This is a genomic window from Mycobacterium sp. (assembly GCF_035314665.1).
Taxonomy (GTDB): domain Bacteria; phylum Actinomycetota; class Actinomycetes; order Mycobacteriales; family Mycobacteriaceae; genus Mycobacterium.
On the sequence record NZ_DATFZD010000066.1, the window covers coordinates 1 to 16,248 of the forward strand.

At 64.8% G+C, this 16,248-nt stretch carries 17 protein-coding genes; 12 read left to right on the forward strand and 5 right to left on the reverse strand.

Annotation, left to right across the window (positions count from 1 at the left end; genetic code table 11):
• Together VKI00_RS04975 and VKI00_RS04980 are read right to left on the reverse strand one after the other, a co-directional pair.
• A partial coding sequence (locus tag VKI00_RS04975) for a polyketide synthase (RefSeq protein WP_324435902.1) occupies window positions 1–688 on the reverse strand: 688 nt, incomplete at its 3' end.
• 52 nt (window positions 689–740) lie between these two features.
• Window positions 741–2,510, reverse strand: coding sequence for an NAD(P)/FAD-dependent oxidoreductase (locus VKI00_RS04980; protein WP_324435903.1), 1,770 nt, complete (start codon window positions 2,508–2,510; stop codon window positions 741–743).
• A 159-nt stretch (window positions 2,511–2,669) separates the two neighbouring features.
• Between VKI00_RS04980 and VKI00_RS04985 the strand changes: the two genes are divergently transcribed.
• The 7 genes from VKI00_RS04985 to VKI00_RS05015 all read left to right on the forward strand — a co-directional run bounded on the left by VKI00_RS04985 (window position 2,670) and on the right by VKI00_RS05015 (window position 9,773).
• Complete coding sequence (locus VKI00_RS04985) at window positions 2,670–3,962, forward strand: cation:proton antiporter (protein WP_324435904.1); 1,293 nt, start codon at window positions 2,670–2,672, stop codon at window positions 3,960–3,962.
• Between the two features lie 61 nt (window positions 3,963–4,023).
• A complete protein-coding gene (locus VKI00_RS04990; protein ID WP_324435905.1) occupies window positions 4,024–4,779 on the forward strand; it encodes a deoxyribonuclease IV in 756 nt (251 codons plus the stop codon).
• Window positions 4,780–4,793: 14 nt separating this feature from the next.
• Window positions 4,794–5,639 (forward strand): alpha/beta hydrolase family esterase, encoded by an 846-nt coding sequence (locus VKI00_RS04995; protein WP_324435906.1) that lies wholly within the window; start codon window positions 4,794–4,796, stop codon window positions 5,637–5,639.
• 47 nt (window positions 5,640–5,686) lie between these two features.
• Window positions 5,687–7,315 (forward strand): acyl-CoA dehydrogenase family protein, encoded by a 1,629-nt coding sequence (locus VKI00_RS05000; RefSeq protein ID WP_324435907.1) that lies wholly within the window; start codon window positions 5,687–5,689, stop codon window positions 7,313–7,315.
• An 8-nt stretch (window positions 7,316–7,323) separates the two neighbouring features.
• Entirely contained in the window at window positions 7,324–8,262 is a 939-nt protein-coding gene (locus VKI00_RS05005; RefSeq protein WP_324435908.1) for a crotonase/enoyl-CoA hydratase family protein, read from the forward strand.
• A gap of 24 nt (window positions 8,263–8,286) precedes the next feature.
• Window positions 8,287–9,009, forward strand: coding sequence for a PaaX family transcriptional regulator C-terminal domain-containing protein (locus VKI00_RS05010; protein WP_324435914.1), 723 nt, complete (start codon window positions 8,287–8,289; stop codon window positions 9,007–9,009).
• Window positions 9,006–9,773 (forward strand): crotonase/enoyl-CoA hydratase family protein, encoded by a 768-nt coding sequence (locus VKI00_RS05015; RefSeq protein ID WP_324435909.1) that lies wholly within the window; start codon window positions 9,006–9,008, stop codon window positions 9,771–9,773. Before VKI00_RS05010 ends, VKI00_RS05015 begins: the two co-directional genes overlap by 4 nt.
• A gap of 12 nt (window positions 9,774–9,785) precedes the next feature.
• Here VKI00_RS05015 and VKI00_RS05020 read toward each other — a convergent pair whose 3' ends face one another.
• From VKI00_RS05020 to VKI00_RS05030, 3 genes are all read right to left on the reverse strand, one after another.
• Window positions 9,786–10,946 carry an FAD-dependent monooxygenase gene (locus VKI00_RS05020; RefSeq protein WP_324435910.1) on the reverse strand — a complete coding sequence of 387 codons (1,161 nt, stop codon included), beginning with the start codon at window positions 10,944–10,946 and terminating at the stop codon, window positions 9,786–9,788.
• A gap of 88 nt (window positions 10,947–11,034) precedes the next feature.
• Window positions 11,035–11,496 carry a DUF3060 domain-containing protein gene (locus VKI00_RS05025; RefSeq protein ID WP_414687118.1) on the reverse strand — a complete coding sequence of 154 codons (462 nt, stop codon included), beginning with the start codon at window positions 11,494–11,496 and terminating at the stop codon, window positions 11,035–11,037.
• A gap of 7 nt (window positions 11,497–11,503) precedes the next feature.
• Window positions 11,504–11,881, reverse strand: a complete 378-nt coding sequence (locus VKI00_RS05030) for a DUF3060 domain-containing protein (protein WP_414687119.1) — start codon at window positions 11,879–11,881, stop codon at window positions 11,504–11,506.
• Window positions 11,882–12,109: 228 nt separating this feature from the next.
• Between VKI00_RS05030 and VKI00_RS05035 the strand changes: the two genes are divergently transcribed.
• From VKI00_RS05035 to VKI00_RS05055, 5 genes are all read left to right on the forward strand, one after another.
• The gene (locus tag VKI00_RS05035; RefSeq protein ID WP_324435911.1) at window positions 12,110–12,751 is read left to right on the forward strand and encodes a TetR/AcrR family transcriptional regulator; all 642 of its coding nucleotides are present in this window, start codon (window positions 12,110–12,112) and stop codon (window positions 12,749–12,751) included.
• Window positions 12,752–13,019: 268 nt separating this feature from the next.
• Window positions 13,020–13,394 (forward strand): 30S ribosomal protein S12, encoded by a 375-nt coding sequence (gene rpsL / locus VKI00_RS05040; protein WP_007167812.1) that lies wholly within the window; start codon window positions 13,020–13,022, stop codon window positions 13,392–13,394.
• Window positions 13,394–13,864, forward strand: a complete 471-nt coding sequence (gene rpsG, locus VKI00_RS05045) for a 30S ribosomal protein S7 (RefSeq protein ID WP_324435912.1) — start codon at window positions 13,394–13,396, stop codon at window positions 13,862–13,864. The genes rpsL and rpsG overlap by 1 nt, the downstream gene beginning before the upstream one ends.
• An 82-nt stretch (window positions 13,865–13,946) precedes the next feature.
• Window positions 13,947–16,052: an elongation factor G gene (gene fusA / locus VKI00_RS05050; RefSeq protein WP_324435913.1), complete on the forward strand. Its 2,106-nt coding sequence runs from the start codon at window positions 13,947–13,949 to the stop codon at window positions 16,050–16,052.
• A 100-nt stretch (window positions 16,053–16,152) separates the two neighbouring features.
• Window positions 16,153–16,248: GTP-binding protein (locus tag VKI00_RS05055; RefSeq protein ID WP_199505807.1), on the forward strand; the 96-nt coding region annotated here is incomplete at its 3' end.

A 16,248-nucleotide genomic window follows, 5' to 3' on the forward strand; every position in this document is an offset into this window, starting at 1 on the left:
GGAATCCGCTCTTGGATTCCGCGATCGCTGTGTTGGGGCCGATCATGATATTCACGCCGCCGGCAAGCGCGAGATCACATTCGCCGTCCCAGATGCTGCGCGCCGCAAGGTGTACCGCGACGAGCGAGCTCGAGCACGCGGTGTCGATCGTCATGCTCGGTCCACGGAAGTCGAATGCAAACGAGATCCGGTTCGCCAGCATTGTCATCATCATTCCGGTGGCGGAATGGGTTTTGAACCGGTACCGGCTGGTGCGGCCCTGATTCTGCAGTAGTTGGTAGTCAAGTGTGAAACCGCCCACGAACACGCCGACTTCGGTGCCCGCTAGGCTGTCTGCCGGAATTCCGCTGTCTTCCAATGCTTCCCACGTCGTCCGCAGCAGGAGCCGTTGTTGTGGATCAAGCAGGTTCGCCTCGCGCGGTGAGATGCCGAAGAATTGCGGGTCGAATTGGTCGATCTCGGTGAGAAACCCGCCGCGACGGGTGGTCATCTTGCCGGCCTTCGCCGGGTTCGGATCAAAATATTTCGCTGCGTTCCAGCGGGTTTCGGGAACAGTGCTGGTGGCGTCGGTGGCGCTGCACAGCAGATCCCAATAGCCCTCGGGGGTGTGTGCACCGCCCGGGAAGTGACACCCGACGCCAACGATTGCCAACGATGGCCGGTATCCGTGCTGCGTAGACATCGTCATTCAAGCCTCAGCTTTGCGCCGGGTTCCGAGGAGACGGCGTTTTCGGCGGAGTTCAACTGAATTCGAGTGCGGGAGTGGCTTGTACGATCCAGTGCTGGCTGAGCGGGTTGGCGCCCTGCTCGTCGCGGTATGTAGCGCGCAGTTCTTGCAGCAGCGAGTCGCATTGCCAGTCCTGTATCTGCCGCATGACGTTGTCGTCGGAAAACGATCGGCACTTTTCGGCCATTAGTGTCTCGACTAACTGGCCGGCCAGTTGGCGCAACGTTCGGATGTTGGTGTCGAACTGGGTGTCGAAGTCGGGGGATCGGCCCATCATCGCGGTGTGCAGCGCCACCATGAAGTTCTGCGGCGCGTACAAATCGACGAACTGCTGAGACGGACGAGCACTTTCGATGCGGGCCCACTCTCGAAAGAATCGTTGCATGCGGTTGCTGAGTTCGATCAGGCCTTCCAGCTGCGGCACCACCCCGGGATCGTCGGCGACACTGGCGAATCGGTCGTTGCTGTACACCAGGCCGAGAAAGCCCCAGTAGAAAGCGATGTCCCAGATTACTTTCGCCGACATGACGGCTGGTGAGCCCATCAGCTGGTACTGGTTGCAGTAGATGTTGAGCCACATGTCGGTAAGCGAACGAAACAGCGAGTCGTTGATGCCGCATCGAGCGATGACGTCTTCGCCGTCAAGTTCACGGGTGATGATGTCGGTGATCAGACCGTTGCCGATCGCGACGAGATCCAGCCCAGACGAGTAGAGCGGGTCGAGGAAGACGCCCGCATCGCCCGTCAGACACCAACGATTCGTCGCGTCGTAGATTTTGGTGGCCGCATGGCTGTAGTGCTTCATCACCCTGAAGTCTTTGATCAGGTGTTCGTTCTCGGCAAGCACGGCCGCGCACTGCGGCTCGTGGCAATCTAACCACCTGCGGGCTTTGGCGAGGGTGTTGAAGTCGTTGAAGGCATGAAACGCGGGATCGGCGACGATGCCGACGCTGGTGGACCCCGACGCGAGTCGGATGAGCCACACCCAATAACCCTCTCCCATCAGGTGATTGGTGGACATCGCCCGGTCACCTTCGACGAGACGAGCCTGCCAACTCGGGTCGTCGCTCCACCGGCCCACATCGATCTCGGTCGCCACCCGCAACCACACGGCATTGCAATGGTGCTCGGTGGCTCGTTTGAGATCCAACTGCCGGGGCAGCGCCCGGTTGCGTCCCGACGCGTCGACCACCCACCGGGCGGTGGTCGCGGTGACCTTGTCGCCATTCTGGATGGACACCGTGTGCGGGTCAGCACCCCCGCCGAACTCGACCGATCGCATTCGGCCGCAGATGATGTCGATACCTGCGTCCACGCACCGCCGATGCAGCTCGTTCTCCAGCCTGCCGCGGTCGATCTGATAAGTGACCTGGGGGGTGAACGTCGAGCTGCCGAGTTCCATCCGCCCCGCGATGTCGGCGTTGTCGTCGTGGGAGAAGAACATCCGCAGCCCCATCTTGCGGAGCTGCGCGGCGTTGAGGTGGTCGGCCAGGTCGAGTCGGTCACGCAGATATTGCGCGGCGATTTCGACGGTGGACTCGCCAACCGTGTGAGTGATCTCCGGAACCGGGTGCGGGTTAGGGCTGACGATCGCGATCCGGGTGTGCGGCCGGGCGCGGTGGATTTCCAGCGCCAGTGTCTGCGCGGCAACTCCGGCTCCGGCAATGACGACGTCGTGGTCAGCTGGGGTCCGGGCCTCTCCGACCAGCCGCATCTTGATCTTTTCGGCCAGCCCCGCCCGGGCTTCCGGGCTCAGTCGCGACAGCTGCGCCTGCAGGTCCACATCTCCCCCTTCGAAGGGCTCGAGATAGAACAGTTACTTAATATTTAAGTAGGTTACTCTATCTCGAAGGTCAGGCAAGGTGCGCGAGCGCAGCTGCAGGGCCCGCCGAACCTGACCGTCCTGTCCACGATGCGCGCGCTAAGCCTTAGGACCCCACTTATGCCCGCAGGTACCGCCGTTCACTTCTTTCTCGAGCTCGCAGCGATTTTGGTGACGTGTCGCGTGGTCGGGCTGTTGTCACAACGGCTTGGCCAGCCGCAAGTTGTCGGAGAGATGGTCGCGGGCGTGCTGCTGGGCCCGTCATTGCTTGGCCGCCTGGCGCCCGGAGTGCAACAGCACCTGTTTCCGCCGGGGCCGGCGAACGTGGTGCTTTATACGGCGGCGCAGATCGGCCTGGTGCTGTACATGTTCCTGATTGGCCTGAACTTCGACGTGAACCTGGTCAAGCATCGCGTCGGTACTGCGGTCGCAGTGTCGGCGGCCGGCATCGGCACCCCGCTGGCCTTGGGCGCAATGCTCGCCGCACCGCTGTTGGCCGGCCGAATCTATTTCGACAAGAGCGTCACGCTCGTCATGGCGATGATGTTCCTCGGTGCGTCGATCGCGACGACCGCCTTTCCCATGCTGGCCCGCATCATTTACGAACGGGGACTGTCCGGAACGTCGCTGGGCACGCTCGCGCTGGCGTGCGGTGCCAGCGACGACGCACTGTCGTGGTGCATCCTGGCCACGGTGCTCGCCGTCCACCGCGGCAGTGTCGCCGTCGCCGCCACGGCGATTATCGGCGGAATCCTCTACACGCTCCTGCTTTTGACGGTCGGCCGCAGAGCATTACGGGTGCTGGGCACGATCTCGCAGCGACGCAACACGATCACCCCAGCAGTGCTGAGCACGGTCCTGATCCTGCTTATGGCGTGCGCGTGGGTCACCGACACCGTAGGCATCTACGCCATATTCGGCGCATTCATCCTTGGCGTCGCCATGCCGAGGGGCTTCTTCGCACGACATCTGACTGCCACTCTCGAACCTCTGGTCACGACCTTTCTGCTGCCGCTGTTCTTCGTCTATTCCGGGCTGAACACCCAGATCGGTCTGCTGAACAGGCCAATGTTGTGGGCGGTGACATTGGGAATCCTGGTCGCCTCGATCGCAGGCAAGGGAATCGCCTGCACGCTGGCCGCACGCTTCAAACGCGTGTCCTGGCGCGAGTCCGTCGCGCTGGGATCGTTGATGAACGCTCGCGGCCTGATTGAACTGATTCTTCTCAACATCGGTCTGCAGGCTGGCATCATCACGCCGACGCTGTTCAGCATTCTGGTCTTGGTGGCGATCGTCACCACACTGATGGCCACGCCGATCTTTGAATTCGTCTACGGACGGCACCGGTCTGTGGTGGCGGAAAGCCCGCTGGAGCTGAACCGACTGGGGACGGTATCGCCCGCTGCGACATGAGGGGCAACCGTCGGTACGCGCGCAGGCCAGACTGTCCGCTTGCCTCATTAGACTGGCCGACGTGCTTATCGGTTCACATGTCCACCAAGACGATCCTTTGGCCGCCGCGCAGGCCGACGGCGCCGAGGTGGTGCAGTTCTTCCTCGGCAACCCGCAGAGCTGGAAAAAGCCGAAGCCGCGCGACGACGCCGAGGCGCTGAAGGCGTCGAGCGTGCCGCTGTACGTTCACGCGCCGTACCTGATCAACGTCGCGTCGGCGAACAACCGGGTGCGGATCCCGTCGCGCAAAATCTTGCAGGACACCTGTGACGCGGCTGCCGAGATCGGCGCTGCCGCGGTGATCGTGCACGGCGGCCACGTCGCCGAGGACAGCGACCTCGACGAAGGCTTCCAGCGCTGGCGTAAGGCGCTCGACCAATTGCAGACGAAAGTTCCGGTCTACCTGGAGAACACCGCCGGCGGTGATCACGCGATGGCCCGTCACTTCGACACCATCGGACGGCTCTGGGACCACATCGGCGACAGCGGTATCGGCTTCTGCCTGGATACCTGCCACGCCTGGGCGGCGGGCGAGGCGCTGGTCGACGCCGTCGAGCGCATCAAGGGCATCACCGGCCGCATCGACCTGGTGCACTGCAACGACTCCAAGGACTCGGCGGGCTCGGGCCGCGACCGGCACGCCAACTTCGGCACCGGGCAGATCGATCCCGACCTGCTGGTGGCGGTGGTGCGGGCGGCGGGCGCGCCGGTTATCTGCGAAACGGCCGACGAGGGCCGCAAGGACGACATCGCGTTTCTTCGTGACCGGCTGAGCTGAGGGACACCTCCGCCATGCTTGCGCGGGTCGTCGCCGTTCTCGCAGTGGTATTGGTCATCGCCGGTTGCGTCGGCAGGGAGTCGGGCAAGCCGCCGGCCTTCGTCGAGGGCACCAGCGTGCATACGCTCAGCGTCGGCGGCCATGACCGCATCTACCGGTTGTATATGCCTAAGGGATTGCCCGCATCTGCCCCGCTGGTTCTCGTGCTGCACGGCGGTTTCGGCAACGCCGCACACGCCGAAAGGGCTTACGGCTGGGATGAATTGGCAGACTCGTCCAAGTTCATCGTGGCCTACCCGGACGGTGTCAACCGGGCCTGGAACGTCAACGGCGCCGGCTGCTGCGGCCGGCCGGCCAAGGAAGGCATCGACGACGTCGGCTTCATCACGGCGGCCGTTGCCGACGTCGAACGCAACGTCAGCGTCGACGCTTCGCGCGTCTACGCAACCGGCATGAGCAACGGCGGCATGATGGACTACACGTTGGCCTGCGACACCGGCATCTTCGCCGCGATCGGCCCGGTTTCGGGGACTCAGCTGGATCCCTGCCACTCTCCACATCCCACGTCGGTCATGCACATTCACGGCACCAAGGATCCGCTGGTTCCCTATCCGGGCGGGCCTGGCCACGGTTTCGTTCACCTCGATGGGCCACCGATTCCGAAGCTGAATGCTTTCTGGCGCAACGTCGACCACTGCGGCGCCCCGGCGACCACCACTAGCGGTTCGGTCGCCACGTCCACCGCGGGATGCCCCGACAACCGCAGCGTGGTGCTGATCACAGTCGACGGTGGCGGCCACGAGTGGCCCGACTTCGCGACCGCAAAACTCTGGCAATTCTTCGCCGCGCATCCCCATTGAGCATTACAGGTCTTGTGCGGTTGTAGAAAAATTGTAATATTAGCGGCATGTCAGATACGCATGTCGTCACCAACCAGGTACCCCCGCTGGAGGAGCACAACCCGGCGTCCTCCCCGGTACTCATCGAGGCGCTTATCCGCGAAGGCGGGCAGTGGGGCCTGGACGAGGTGACCACGGTCGGTGCGATTTCCGGTTCCAAGCAAGCGCACCGGTGGAGTGAGCTGGCCGACCGCAACCGGCCGATCCTGCACACCCACGACCGTTTCGGGCACCGCGTCGACGAGGTCGAGTACGACCCCGCCTACCACGAGCTGATGCGGACCGCGATCGAGCACGGCCTGCACGCCGCACCGTGGGCCGACGACCGGCCGGGTACGCACGTGGTTCGCGCCGCCAAGATGTCGGTCTGGAACGTCGAGCCCGGCCACACCTGCCCGGTCTCCATGACCTACGCAGTCGTCCCGGCGTTGCGCTTCAACCCCGAGCTCGCCGGCGTCTACGAGCCGCTGCTGACCAGCCGGCACTACGACCCGGAGCTCAAGGTGCCGACGACGAAACCCGGGCTCACCGCCGGCATGTCGATGACCGAAAAGCAGGGCGGCTCCGACGTTCGCGCCGGCACCACCGAGGCCACCCGCAACGACGACGGCACCTACCGGCTGACCGGTCACAAGTGGTTCACGTCCGCGCCGATGTGCGACATCTTCCTGGTGCTCGCGCAGGCGCCGGGCGGACTGTCCTGCTTCTTTTTGCCTCGGGTGCTGCCCGACGGCACCCGCAACCGGATGCTGCTGCAGCGCCTCAAAGACAAACTGGGCAACCACGCCAACGCGTCCAGCGAGGTCGAGTATGACGGTGCCACCGCATGGCTGGTCGGCGAGGAGGGCCGCGGTGTGGCAACCATCATCGAGATGGTCAACCTGACCCGGTTGGACTGCACGCTGGGCAGCGCGACCAGCATGCGCACCGGGCTGACCACCGCCATCCACCACGCGCAGCACCGCAAGGCTTTCGGCGAGTATCTGATCGACCAGCCGCTGATGCGAAACGTGTTGGCGGACTTGGCTGTTGAGGCTGAGGCAGCCACCATGGTGGCGATGCGGATGGCCGGCGCCACCGACAAGGCGGTCCGCGGCGACCAGCAGGAAGCGCTGCTGCGCCGGATCGGGCTGGCGGCCAGTAAGTACTGGGTGTGCAAGCGCGCCACGCCGCACGCCGCCGAGGCGCTGGAATGCCTGGGCGGGAACGGTTATGTCGAGGATTCCGGCATGCCGCGGCTATACCGCGAGGCCCCGCTGATGGGTATCTGGGAGGGCTCCGGCAACGTCAGCGCGCTGGATACGCTGCGCGCCATGGCCACTCGCCCGGAATGTGTCGAGGTGCTGTTCGACGAGCTTGCTAAGAGCACGGGCCAGGATCCGCGGTTGGACGGCCACATCGAGCGGCTGCGCTCGCAGCTCGGCAATCTGGACACCATCGCCTACCGGGCCCGCAAGGTTGCCGAGGACATCTGCCTGGCGCTGCAGGGCTCGCTGCTGGTACGCCACGGACATCCCGCGGTTGCCGAGGCGTTCTTGGCCACCCGCCTCGACGGGCAGTGGGGCGGGGCGTTCGGCACCATGCCAGACGGACTCGACCTCGCGCCGATCCTGGAGCGAGCTCTGGTAAAGGGCTGAGCCGCAGCATGACGCACGCCATCAGGCCGGTCGACTTCGACAACCTGAAGACGATGACCTACGAGGTCACCGACCGGGTTGCCCGGATCACGTTCAACCGGCCCGAGAAGGGCAACGCGATCATCGCCGACACCCCGCTGGAACTGTCGGCCCTGGTCGAGCGGGCCGATCTGGACCCGAACGTGCACGTCATCCTGGTCTCCGGCCGGGGTGAGGGTTTCTGCGCGGGTTTCGACCTGAGTGCCTACGCGGATGGCACCGGCTCGGCCGGTGGCACCGGCGCCTACAGCGGGACCGTGCTGGACGGTAAGACCCAGGCGGTCAACCACTTACCGAATCAGCCGTGGGACCCGATGATCGACTACCAGATGATGAGCCGGTTCGTCCGCGGTTTTTCCAGTCTGATGCACGCGGACAAGCCGACGGTGGTCAAGATCCATGGCTATTGTGTGGCCGGCGGCACCGACATCGCCCTGCACGCCGACCAGGTGATCGCCGCGTCCGACGCGAAGATCGGCTATCCGCCAACCCGGGTGTGGGGCGTGCCGGCGGCCGGGCTGTGGGCGCATCGGCTGGGCGACCAGCGTGCCAAACGCCTTCTGCTGACCGGGGATTGCATCACCGGGGCGCAAGCCGCCGAGTGGGGTTTGGCGATCGACGCGCCCGATCCCGAAGACCTTGACGAGCGCACCGAACGCCTGGTCGAGCGGATCGCTGCGGTGCCGGTCAATCAGCTGATCATGGTCAAACTCGCGCTCAATTCGGCGCTGCTGCAGCAGGGTGTGGCCACCAGCAGGATGGTCAGCACAGTCTTCGACGGGGTCGCCCGGCACACACCCGAGGGGCACGCGTTCGTCGCCGACGCCGTCGAGCACGGCTTCCGCGATGCGGTGCGTCACCGCGACGAGCCGTTCGGGGACCACGGACGCCGAGCTTCCCAGGTCTGACGGGTCAACACGATGCCGAAATCGCTGGCCCGCATGACCGCCCGGTCGGTGGTGCTCAGCGTGCTGCTCGGCGCCCATCCCGCGTGGGCCAGCGCGGCTGAATTGATAAGGCTCACCAACGACTTCGGCATCAAGGAAACCACGTTGCGGGTCGCGCTGACCCGGATGGTCGGCGCCGGTGACCTGATCCGGTCCGCCGACGGCTACCGGCTCTCCGATCGGCTGCTGGCTCGTCAGCGCAGACAGGACGACGCCATGCGGCCCCAGCTGCGACCCTGGCACGGATACTGGACCACCTTGATCGTCACCAGCGTCGGCACCGATCCCCGCACCCGGGCCGCGTTGCGAACCACGCTGCACAACAAGCGGTTCGGAGAACTGCGCGAAGGCGTGTGGATGCGCCCGGACAACCTCGAACTCGACCTGGACGTGCAACTGCGTGCGCGGGTGCGGATAGTGCAGGCCCGCGACGACGCGCCCGCCGAGCTGGCCGGCCAATTGTGGGACCTGTCGTCATGGGCCCGCACCGGCCACCGGATGCTCACCGAGATGTCGGAGGCAACCGATGTTCCGGCTCGGTTCGTGGTCGCCGCGGCGATCGTGCGCCACCTGCTGACCGACCCGGTGTTGCCGGCCGAATTGCTGCCCGACGACTGGCCAGGCTCGCGGCTGCGCGCCGCCTACAACGACTTCGCCGCCGAACTGACCGAGCGGCGCGACGGTATCCGATTAGTGGAGGCGACATGACCGATCCGGTACGCGTGGAACGCAATGGGCCGGTGACCACGGTGATCCTGAACCGGCCGGAGGCCCGCAACGCCGTCAACGGCCCGACGGCGGCTGGGTTGTTCGCGGCGTTCGACGAGTTCGATCGTGACGACACCGCTTCGGTGGCGGTGTTATGGGGCGATAACGGAACCTTCTGTGCCGGAGCGGATTTGAAGGCGTTCGGCACGCCGGAAGCCAATGGCGTGCATCGGACGGGTCCCGGCCCGATGGGGCCGACGCGAATGGTGCTGTCAAAACCGGTGATCGCCGCGGTCAGTGGCTACGCCGTCGCCGGTGGCCTGGAGCTCGCGTTGTGGTGCGACCTGCGGGTGGCTGAGGAGACCGCCGTGTTCGGGGTGTTCTGCCGGCGGTGGGGGGTGCCGCTGATCGACGGCGGCACCATCAGGCTGCCCCGGTTGATCGGGCAGAGCCGGGCGATGGACATGATTCTCACCGGCCGTGCGGTCGACGCCGCCGAAGCGTTGGCGATCGGGCTGGCCAATCGCGTTGTGCCCAAAGGGCAGGCGCGCGAAGCGGCCGAGCAGCTGGCCGCCGAGCTGGCTGCCTTGCCCCAGCAGTGCATGCGGTCGGATCGCCTGTCGGCGCTGCACCAGTGGGGGATAAGCGAATCAGAGGCTCTTGACTACGAATTCGCCAGCATTTCCCGGGTGGCCGCCGAAGCAATGGAAGGTGCTGGACGTTTCGCGGGCGGCGCCGGCCGCCACGGCGCAGCCGCCGGGTAACGACGTCGCGGCTCAGTAGCTCGGCAGCGTGAAGGACCGTCCGACCGCCAGCGACTGCTTGGCGACCAGCTTGCTGACGGCCGGGATGCGCAGCAGCCCAAGACCGGCGTTGCGTAGTCGGGCGCGCCAGCCGGAGGAGAAACGATCGGTCTTCAGGGCGTTGATCGCGAGCCGCTGACACCGCGCGACATACGGTGCCAGTAGCCGCTGATATCTGGCGAACGCCGCCACGTGGTCGTCGCCCGCCGCTGCCAGCTCGTGCGCCAGCACGTAAGCGCCGACCACCGCGAGGCTGGTGCCCATGCCCGACCGGGGCGAGGCACACCAAGCCGCGTCACCGATCAGGCATATCCGTCCGCGTGAGTAAGAGTCCAGGTGGACTTGGGCGATCGAGTCGAAATACACCTGCGGTGCCTCGGCGAGCCCTTCGAGCAAATTGTTTACCTCCCAACCCATTCCGGCGAACCGCTCGGCGAACAGCCGTTTGTTGCCCTCGCCGTCGCGATAGTCGAAGTCGAGTCGAGGGTCGGTGAGATAGAAACTCGCTCGGGCGGGCTTGTCGGGGTCGATGCCCTGCAACGCTGCGGTTCGACCGCCAACGTCGCAAGCCATCCCGCAATGGTCGATCCGCAGGCGGTTCTCCATGTCGAAGAATCCGAAACACTGCCCCAGCTGAGTGACGTACCGCTCTTCCGGACCGAATGTCAGGCCGCGCACACCGGAGTGCAGCCCATCCGCCCCGATGACGAGGTCATAGCTGCCCCTCGATGCGTCGCTGAAGGTCACCTCGACCCGTTCGTCGTCGTCGTGAATGGCCGCGACGCGAACGCCGAAGCGGTAGGTGACATCCTCGCGCACGGCTTCGTACAGGATGCGGGCTAAGTCGCCCCAGACGATTTCCACCTCGCCGCTGATGACTTCGGCGGGTAGCCGGCCGATTTCCTTGCCGCGTTCGTTGACGAGGACGAGCGGGCCCATCTGCGTGGCACCCGCTCGCACCTGCGCCAGCAGACCCATCTTCTCGAGCACGACGAGCGAGGCGCCCCGGAAGTCGACGAACTGCCCACCCGTGCGTAGTTCGCGAGCCGTCACGGCGTGGCCCTGCCTGGTGAGCCAGAACGCCAAACTGGGTCCGGCGATGCCACCGCCATTGATGAGGATATCGAACGGCATTGCAACTCTTCTCTTTTCGTGAACACCCGATATTCACGTTAACGCGGCGGCCGTCAGGGTCCACAGTCACGCGTGCGCAGCGAAGCGACTAGCCGGCCTTGTTGATGGTGTTGCCGCTGCCGAGGTTCTCGACCTTCGGGTTGCCGTCTTTGTAGGTGATCGTGTTGTTGAACCCGACAACGTTGAGATGTTTGTCGATCTTGTCGATGGTGATCTTGTTGTCCGCGCCGCCGATGCTCACCGTGCCGCAAGTGCCGTTGACGGTCAGCGTGTTGTTGGAGCCGCCCACGTTCAGCGACTTGCCGTCGCCGCAATCGAGAGTGGTTGTGGTACCGAGGGATCCGTAGTTGATCGTGTTGCCGATATCGAACTGTGCACCGGTGCTTGTCGTCGAGGGCGTCGAGCTCGTGGACGTGGGGGAGGCGCCCGAGGATGTCGTCGGGGCCGCGTTGTTATTCTTGCCGCCGCAGCCGCCCACCCCGAACATCAGCACTGCGGCAGACAGCGTAAGAACCAGGGCTATCGGTCGGGAGGTTTTGTGTGCGCGCATTCCTCGGTTACCCCGCTACCTGACTGATCCGGTTGGTCATGCCGAGTTCGCGGCCGCGGTCCCACACAATCGGCTGCCCGCCCTTGTAGAAAACCGACTCGTTAGAGCCGTAGACGGTGATGTCGTGCACGACGTTGTCGGCGACGACGGTGTGGCCCGAGCCCATCACCGTCACCGCCCAGCAGGTGCCCAGCGCGTTGACGGTGGTCCGTGTGCCGTCGACCAGCAGCGTGGCGCCATTGCAGTCGATCGTCTGCTCGACCCCTTCGCCGGTGATGTGGGTATCGCCATTTTTGGCCTGCCCGGTCGGCGCTCCGGCGGCCACGGTGAACGGGATCGCTATCGCGCAGGCGGCCAGGGCTCGGTAGGGGAGTGTCCGTTTCACGGTGAGCTCCTCTCGCCATGGCGCGTGATCCGCTGCAGCAGAGCGTACGTGGATTGCCGCGGTCATGGCCGGCTTCCCCGATTTGCCGGCCGACCGCATCGCGGACGTCGCCCCACATCGGGTCGTTCGCACCGCGGGCGGTATCGGCAGACTAGAGTCATTAGTTTATTAGCCATCAAGAAAGCGGTGGTGAACAACCCGATCCGTGCAACCCGAAGGGCGATCGCCATGCCAGCTGAGCCGGAGTCATCGGCCGGTCGGTCGGGCGCCGGGGCGAAGTCTGCGGCCCGTCCGGCCAGACTGAGCCGCGAAATCATCGTCAACGCCGCGCTCACCTTCCTGGACCGGGAGGGCTGGGACGCGTTGACGATCAACGCGCTGGCGACGCAGCTCGGGACCAAAGGTCCGTCGCTGTACAACCACGTCGACAGCCTGGAGGACCTGCGCCGCACGGTGCGAATGCGGGTGATCGACGACATCATCACCATGCTCAACCGCGTCGCCGAGGGACGGATCGGCGACGATGCGGTGCTGGTGATGGCCGCCGCCTATCGCAGCTACGCCCATCACCACCCGGGCCGGTACTCGGCGTTCACCCGGATGCCGCTGTCGGGTGGCGAGGATCCCGAATACTCGGCCGCCACCAGAGGCGCGGCGGCTCCGGTGATGGCCGTGTTGTCGTCCTACGGGCTCGACGTCGAGCAGGCCTTTTACGCGGCGCTGGAATTCTGGTCGGCCATGCACGGGTTCGTGCTGCTGGAGATGACCGGTGTCATGGACGACATCGTCGACACCGACACGGTGTTCTCCGACATGGTGCTGCGGCTGGCGGCGGGCATGGAGCGCCGCAGCGCAGCCAACGCCGAATAAGCCCCGGTAATGCGGCACCGGACGCCGATGCGGTCGCTTTGACCTGCCCGACCTGCGGCGGGTATTGTGGTTGCTCGGGCCTGGCGGCTTAAGGCGCTTCACCTAAGACGCGCGCGCCGGGCCAATTCGCATGTCCACGACGCAACGAATGAAGTTCGGCGGCGGGCGCATGCGACACACCCGGCCGCGGGGGACCGTGACAGGGCATAACTGCACTACAGAGACTTGCAACACCGAGAATCGAACGAAAGACATAGGAAGCCGGTAAATGCCAACCATTCAGCAGCTGGTCCGCAAGGGGCGCCGCGACAAGATCGCCAAGGTCAAGACCGCGGCCCTCAAGGGCAGCCCGCAGCGTCGTGGCGTGTGCACTCGCGTGTACACCACGACTCCGAAGAAGCCGAACTCGGCGCTTCGGAAGGTGGCGCGTGTCAAGCTGACCAGTCAGGTTGAGGTGACGGCGTACATCCCCGGCGAGGGCCACAACCTTCAGGAGCACTCGATGGTTCTGGTGCGCGGTGGCCGGGTGAAGGACCTGCCGGGTGTGCGGTACAAGATCATCCGCGGCTCGCTGGACACCCAGGGTGTCAAAAACCGCAAGCAGGCACGCAGCCGCTACGGCGCCAAGAAGGAGAAGAGCTGATGCCGCGCAAGGGGCCCGCGCCGAAGCGTCCACTGGTCAACGATCCGGTCTACGGATCCCAGCTGGTCACCCAGCTGGTCAACAAAGTTCTGCTGCAGGGGAAGAAATCGCTGGCCGAGCGCATTGTTTATGGTGCGCTCGAACAGGCCCGCGAAAAGACCGGCACCGACCCGGTGATCACGCTCAAGCGGGCTCTGGACAATGTCAAGCCCGCCCTGGAAGTGCGCAGCCGCCGCGTTGGTGGTGCCACCTACCAGGTGCCCGTCGAGGTGCGTCCCGATCGGTCCACCACGCTGGCGCTGCGCTGGCTGGTCAGCTTCTCGCGGCAGCGTCGGGAGAAGACCATGATCGAGCGCCTGGCAAACGAGATCCTGGATGCCAGCAATGGCCTGGGGGCCTCCGTAAAACGACGTGAGGACACCCACAAGATGGCCGAGGCAAACCGCGCCTTCGCGCATTATCGCTGGTAGGCGCCGGCCCGGCGCCATCGGCACAGTGGCCGCAGGCGCGAGCAATAGCTAACTAAGCAACCGAAAGAGTGGGAAGACTTCTGTGGCACAGAAGGACGTGCTGACCGACCTGACCAAGGTCCGCAACATCGGCATCATGGCGCACATCGATGCCGGGAAGACGACGACGACGGAGCGCATCCTCTACTACACCGGCATCAGCTACAAGATCGGTGAGGTGCACGACGGCGCCGCCACCATGGACTGGATGGAGCAGGAGCAGGAGCGGGGGATCACCATCACCTCCGCCGCTACCACCTGCTTCTGGAAAGACAACCAGATCAACATCATCGACACCCCAGGGCACGTCGACTTCACCGTCGAGGTGGAGCGCAGCCTGCGCGTGCTCGACGGTGCCGTCGCGGTGTTCGACGGCAAGGAGGGTGTCGAGCCGCAGTCCGAGCAGGTGTGGCGGCAGGCCGACAAGTACGACGTCCCGCGGATCTGCTTCGTCAACAAGATGGACAAGATCGGCGCCGACTTCTACTTCTCGGTGCGGACCATGGAAGAGCGTCTCGGCGCAAGGGTCATCCCGATCCAGCTGCCCGTCGGCTCCGAGGGTGACTTCGAGGGCGTCGTGGACCTGGTCGAGATGAACGCCAAGGTGTGGCGGGGCGAGACCAAGCTCGGCGAGACCTACGAGACCATCGAGATCCCCGCGGAACTGCAGGAAAAGGCCGACGAGTACCGCACCAAGCTGATCGAGGCGGTCGCCGAGACCGACGAAGCACTGCTGGAGAAGTACTTCGGGGGCGAGGAACTGTCGGTCGAGGAGATCAAGGGTGCGCTGCGCAAGCTCACCATCAGCTCCGAGGCCTACCTGGTGCTGTGCGGTAGCGCGTTCAAGAACAAGGGCGTGCAGCCGATGCTCGACGCCGTGATCGACTACCTGCCCTCGCCGCTAGACGTGCCGCCCGCCGAAGGCCACGTGCCCGGCAAGGAAGACGAGTTGATCACCCGCAAGCCGTCAACCGACGAGCCGTTCTCCGCGCTGGCGTTCAAGGTCGCCACCCACCCGTTCTTCGGCAAGCTGACCTACGTGCGGGTCTACTCGGGCAAGGTCGATTCCGGGTCGCAGGTCATCAATGCCACCAAGGGCAAGAAGGAGCGGCTGGGCAAGCTGTTCCAGATGCACGCCAACAAGGAGAACCCGGTGGAGACGGCGTCCGCCGGCCACATCTACGCGGTGATCGGCCTCAAGGACACCACCACCGGCGACACCCTGAGCGACCCCAACGACCAGATCGTGCTGGAGTCGATGACGTTCCCCGACCCGGTGATCGAGGTCGCCATCGAGCCCAAGACCAAGAGCGACCAGGAGAAGCTGAGCCTGTCGATCCAGAAGCTCGCCGAGGAGGATCCGACCTTCAAGGTTCACCAGGACGTCGAAACCGGCCAAACCGTAATCGGCGGCATGGGCGAGCTGCACCTGGACATCCTGGTCGACCGCATGCGCCGCGAGTTCAAGGTCGAGGCCAACGTCGGCAAGCCGCAGGTGGCCTACAAGGAGACCATCAAGCGGTTGGTGGAAAAGGTCGAGTTCACCCACAAGAAGCAGACCGGAGGTTCCGGCCAGTTCGCCAAGGTGCTGATCAACCTCGAGCCGTTCCACGGCGAGGATGGCGCGACTTACGAGTTCGAGAACAAGGTCACCGGTGGGCGCATCCCCCGGGAGTACATCCCGTCGGTGGACGCGGGTGCCCAGGACGCCATGCAGTACGGCGTGCTGGCCGGCTACCCGCTGGTGAATTTGAAGGTCACCCTGCTCGACGGTGCGTTCCACGAGGTCGACTCCTCTGAGATGGCGTTCAAGATCGCCGGTTCCCAGGTGCTGAAAAAGGCTGCGCAGCAAGCGCAACCGGTCATCCTGGAACCCATCATGGCTGTCGAGGTCACCACACCCGAGGACTACATGGGTGACGTGATCGGCGACTTGAACTCCCGCCGTGGCCAGATCCAGGCCATGGAGGAGCGCAGCGGTGCGCGCGTGGTCAAGGCACATGTGCCGCTGTCGGAGATGTTCGGCTACGTCGGCGACCTGCGGTCCAAGACTCAAGGCCGGGCGAACTACTCCATGGTCTTCGACTCCTACGCCGAAGTGCCGGCCAACGTGTCGAAGGAGATCATCGCGAAGGCGACGGGTGAGTGAATACCCACGCGGAGTAATCTTGCCCGGTCACTAACCGCGGCATAACTGAAAACATCAACACTGCTTTAACAAGCACCAACAAGTCCAGGAGGACACAGAAGTGGCGAAGGCGAAGTTCGAGCGGACGAAGCCGCACGTCAACATCGGGACCATCGGTCACGTTGACCACGGCAAGACCACACTGACCGCGGCTATC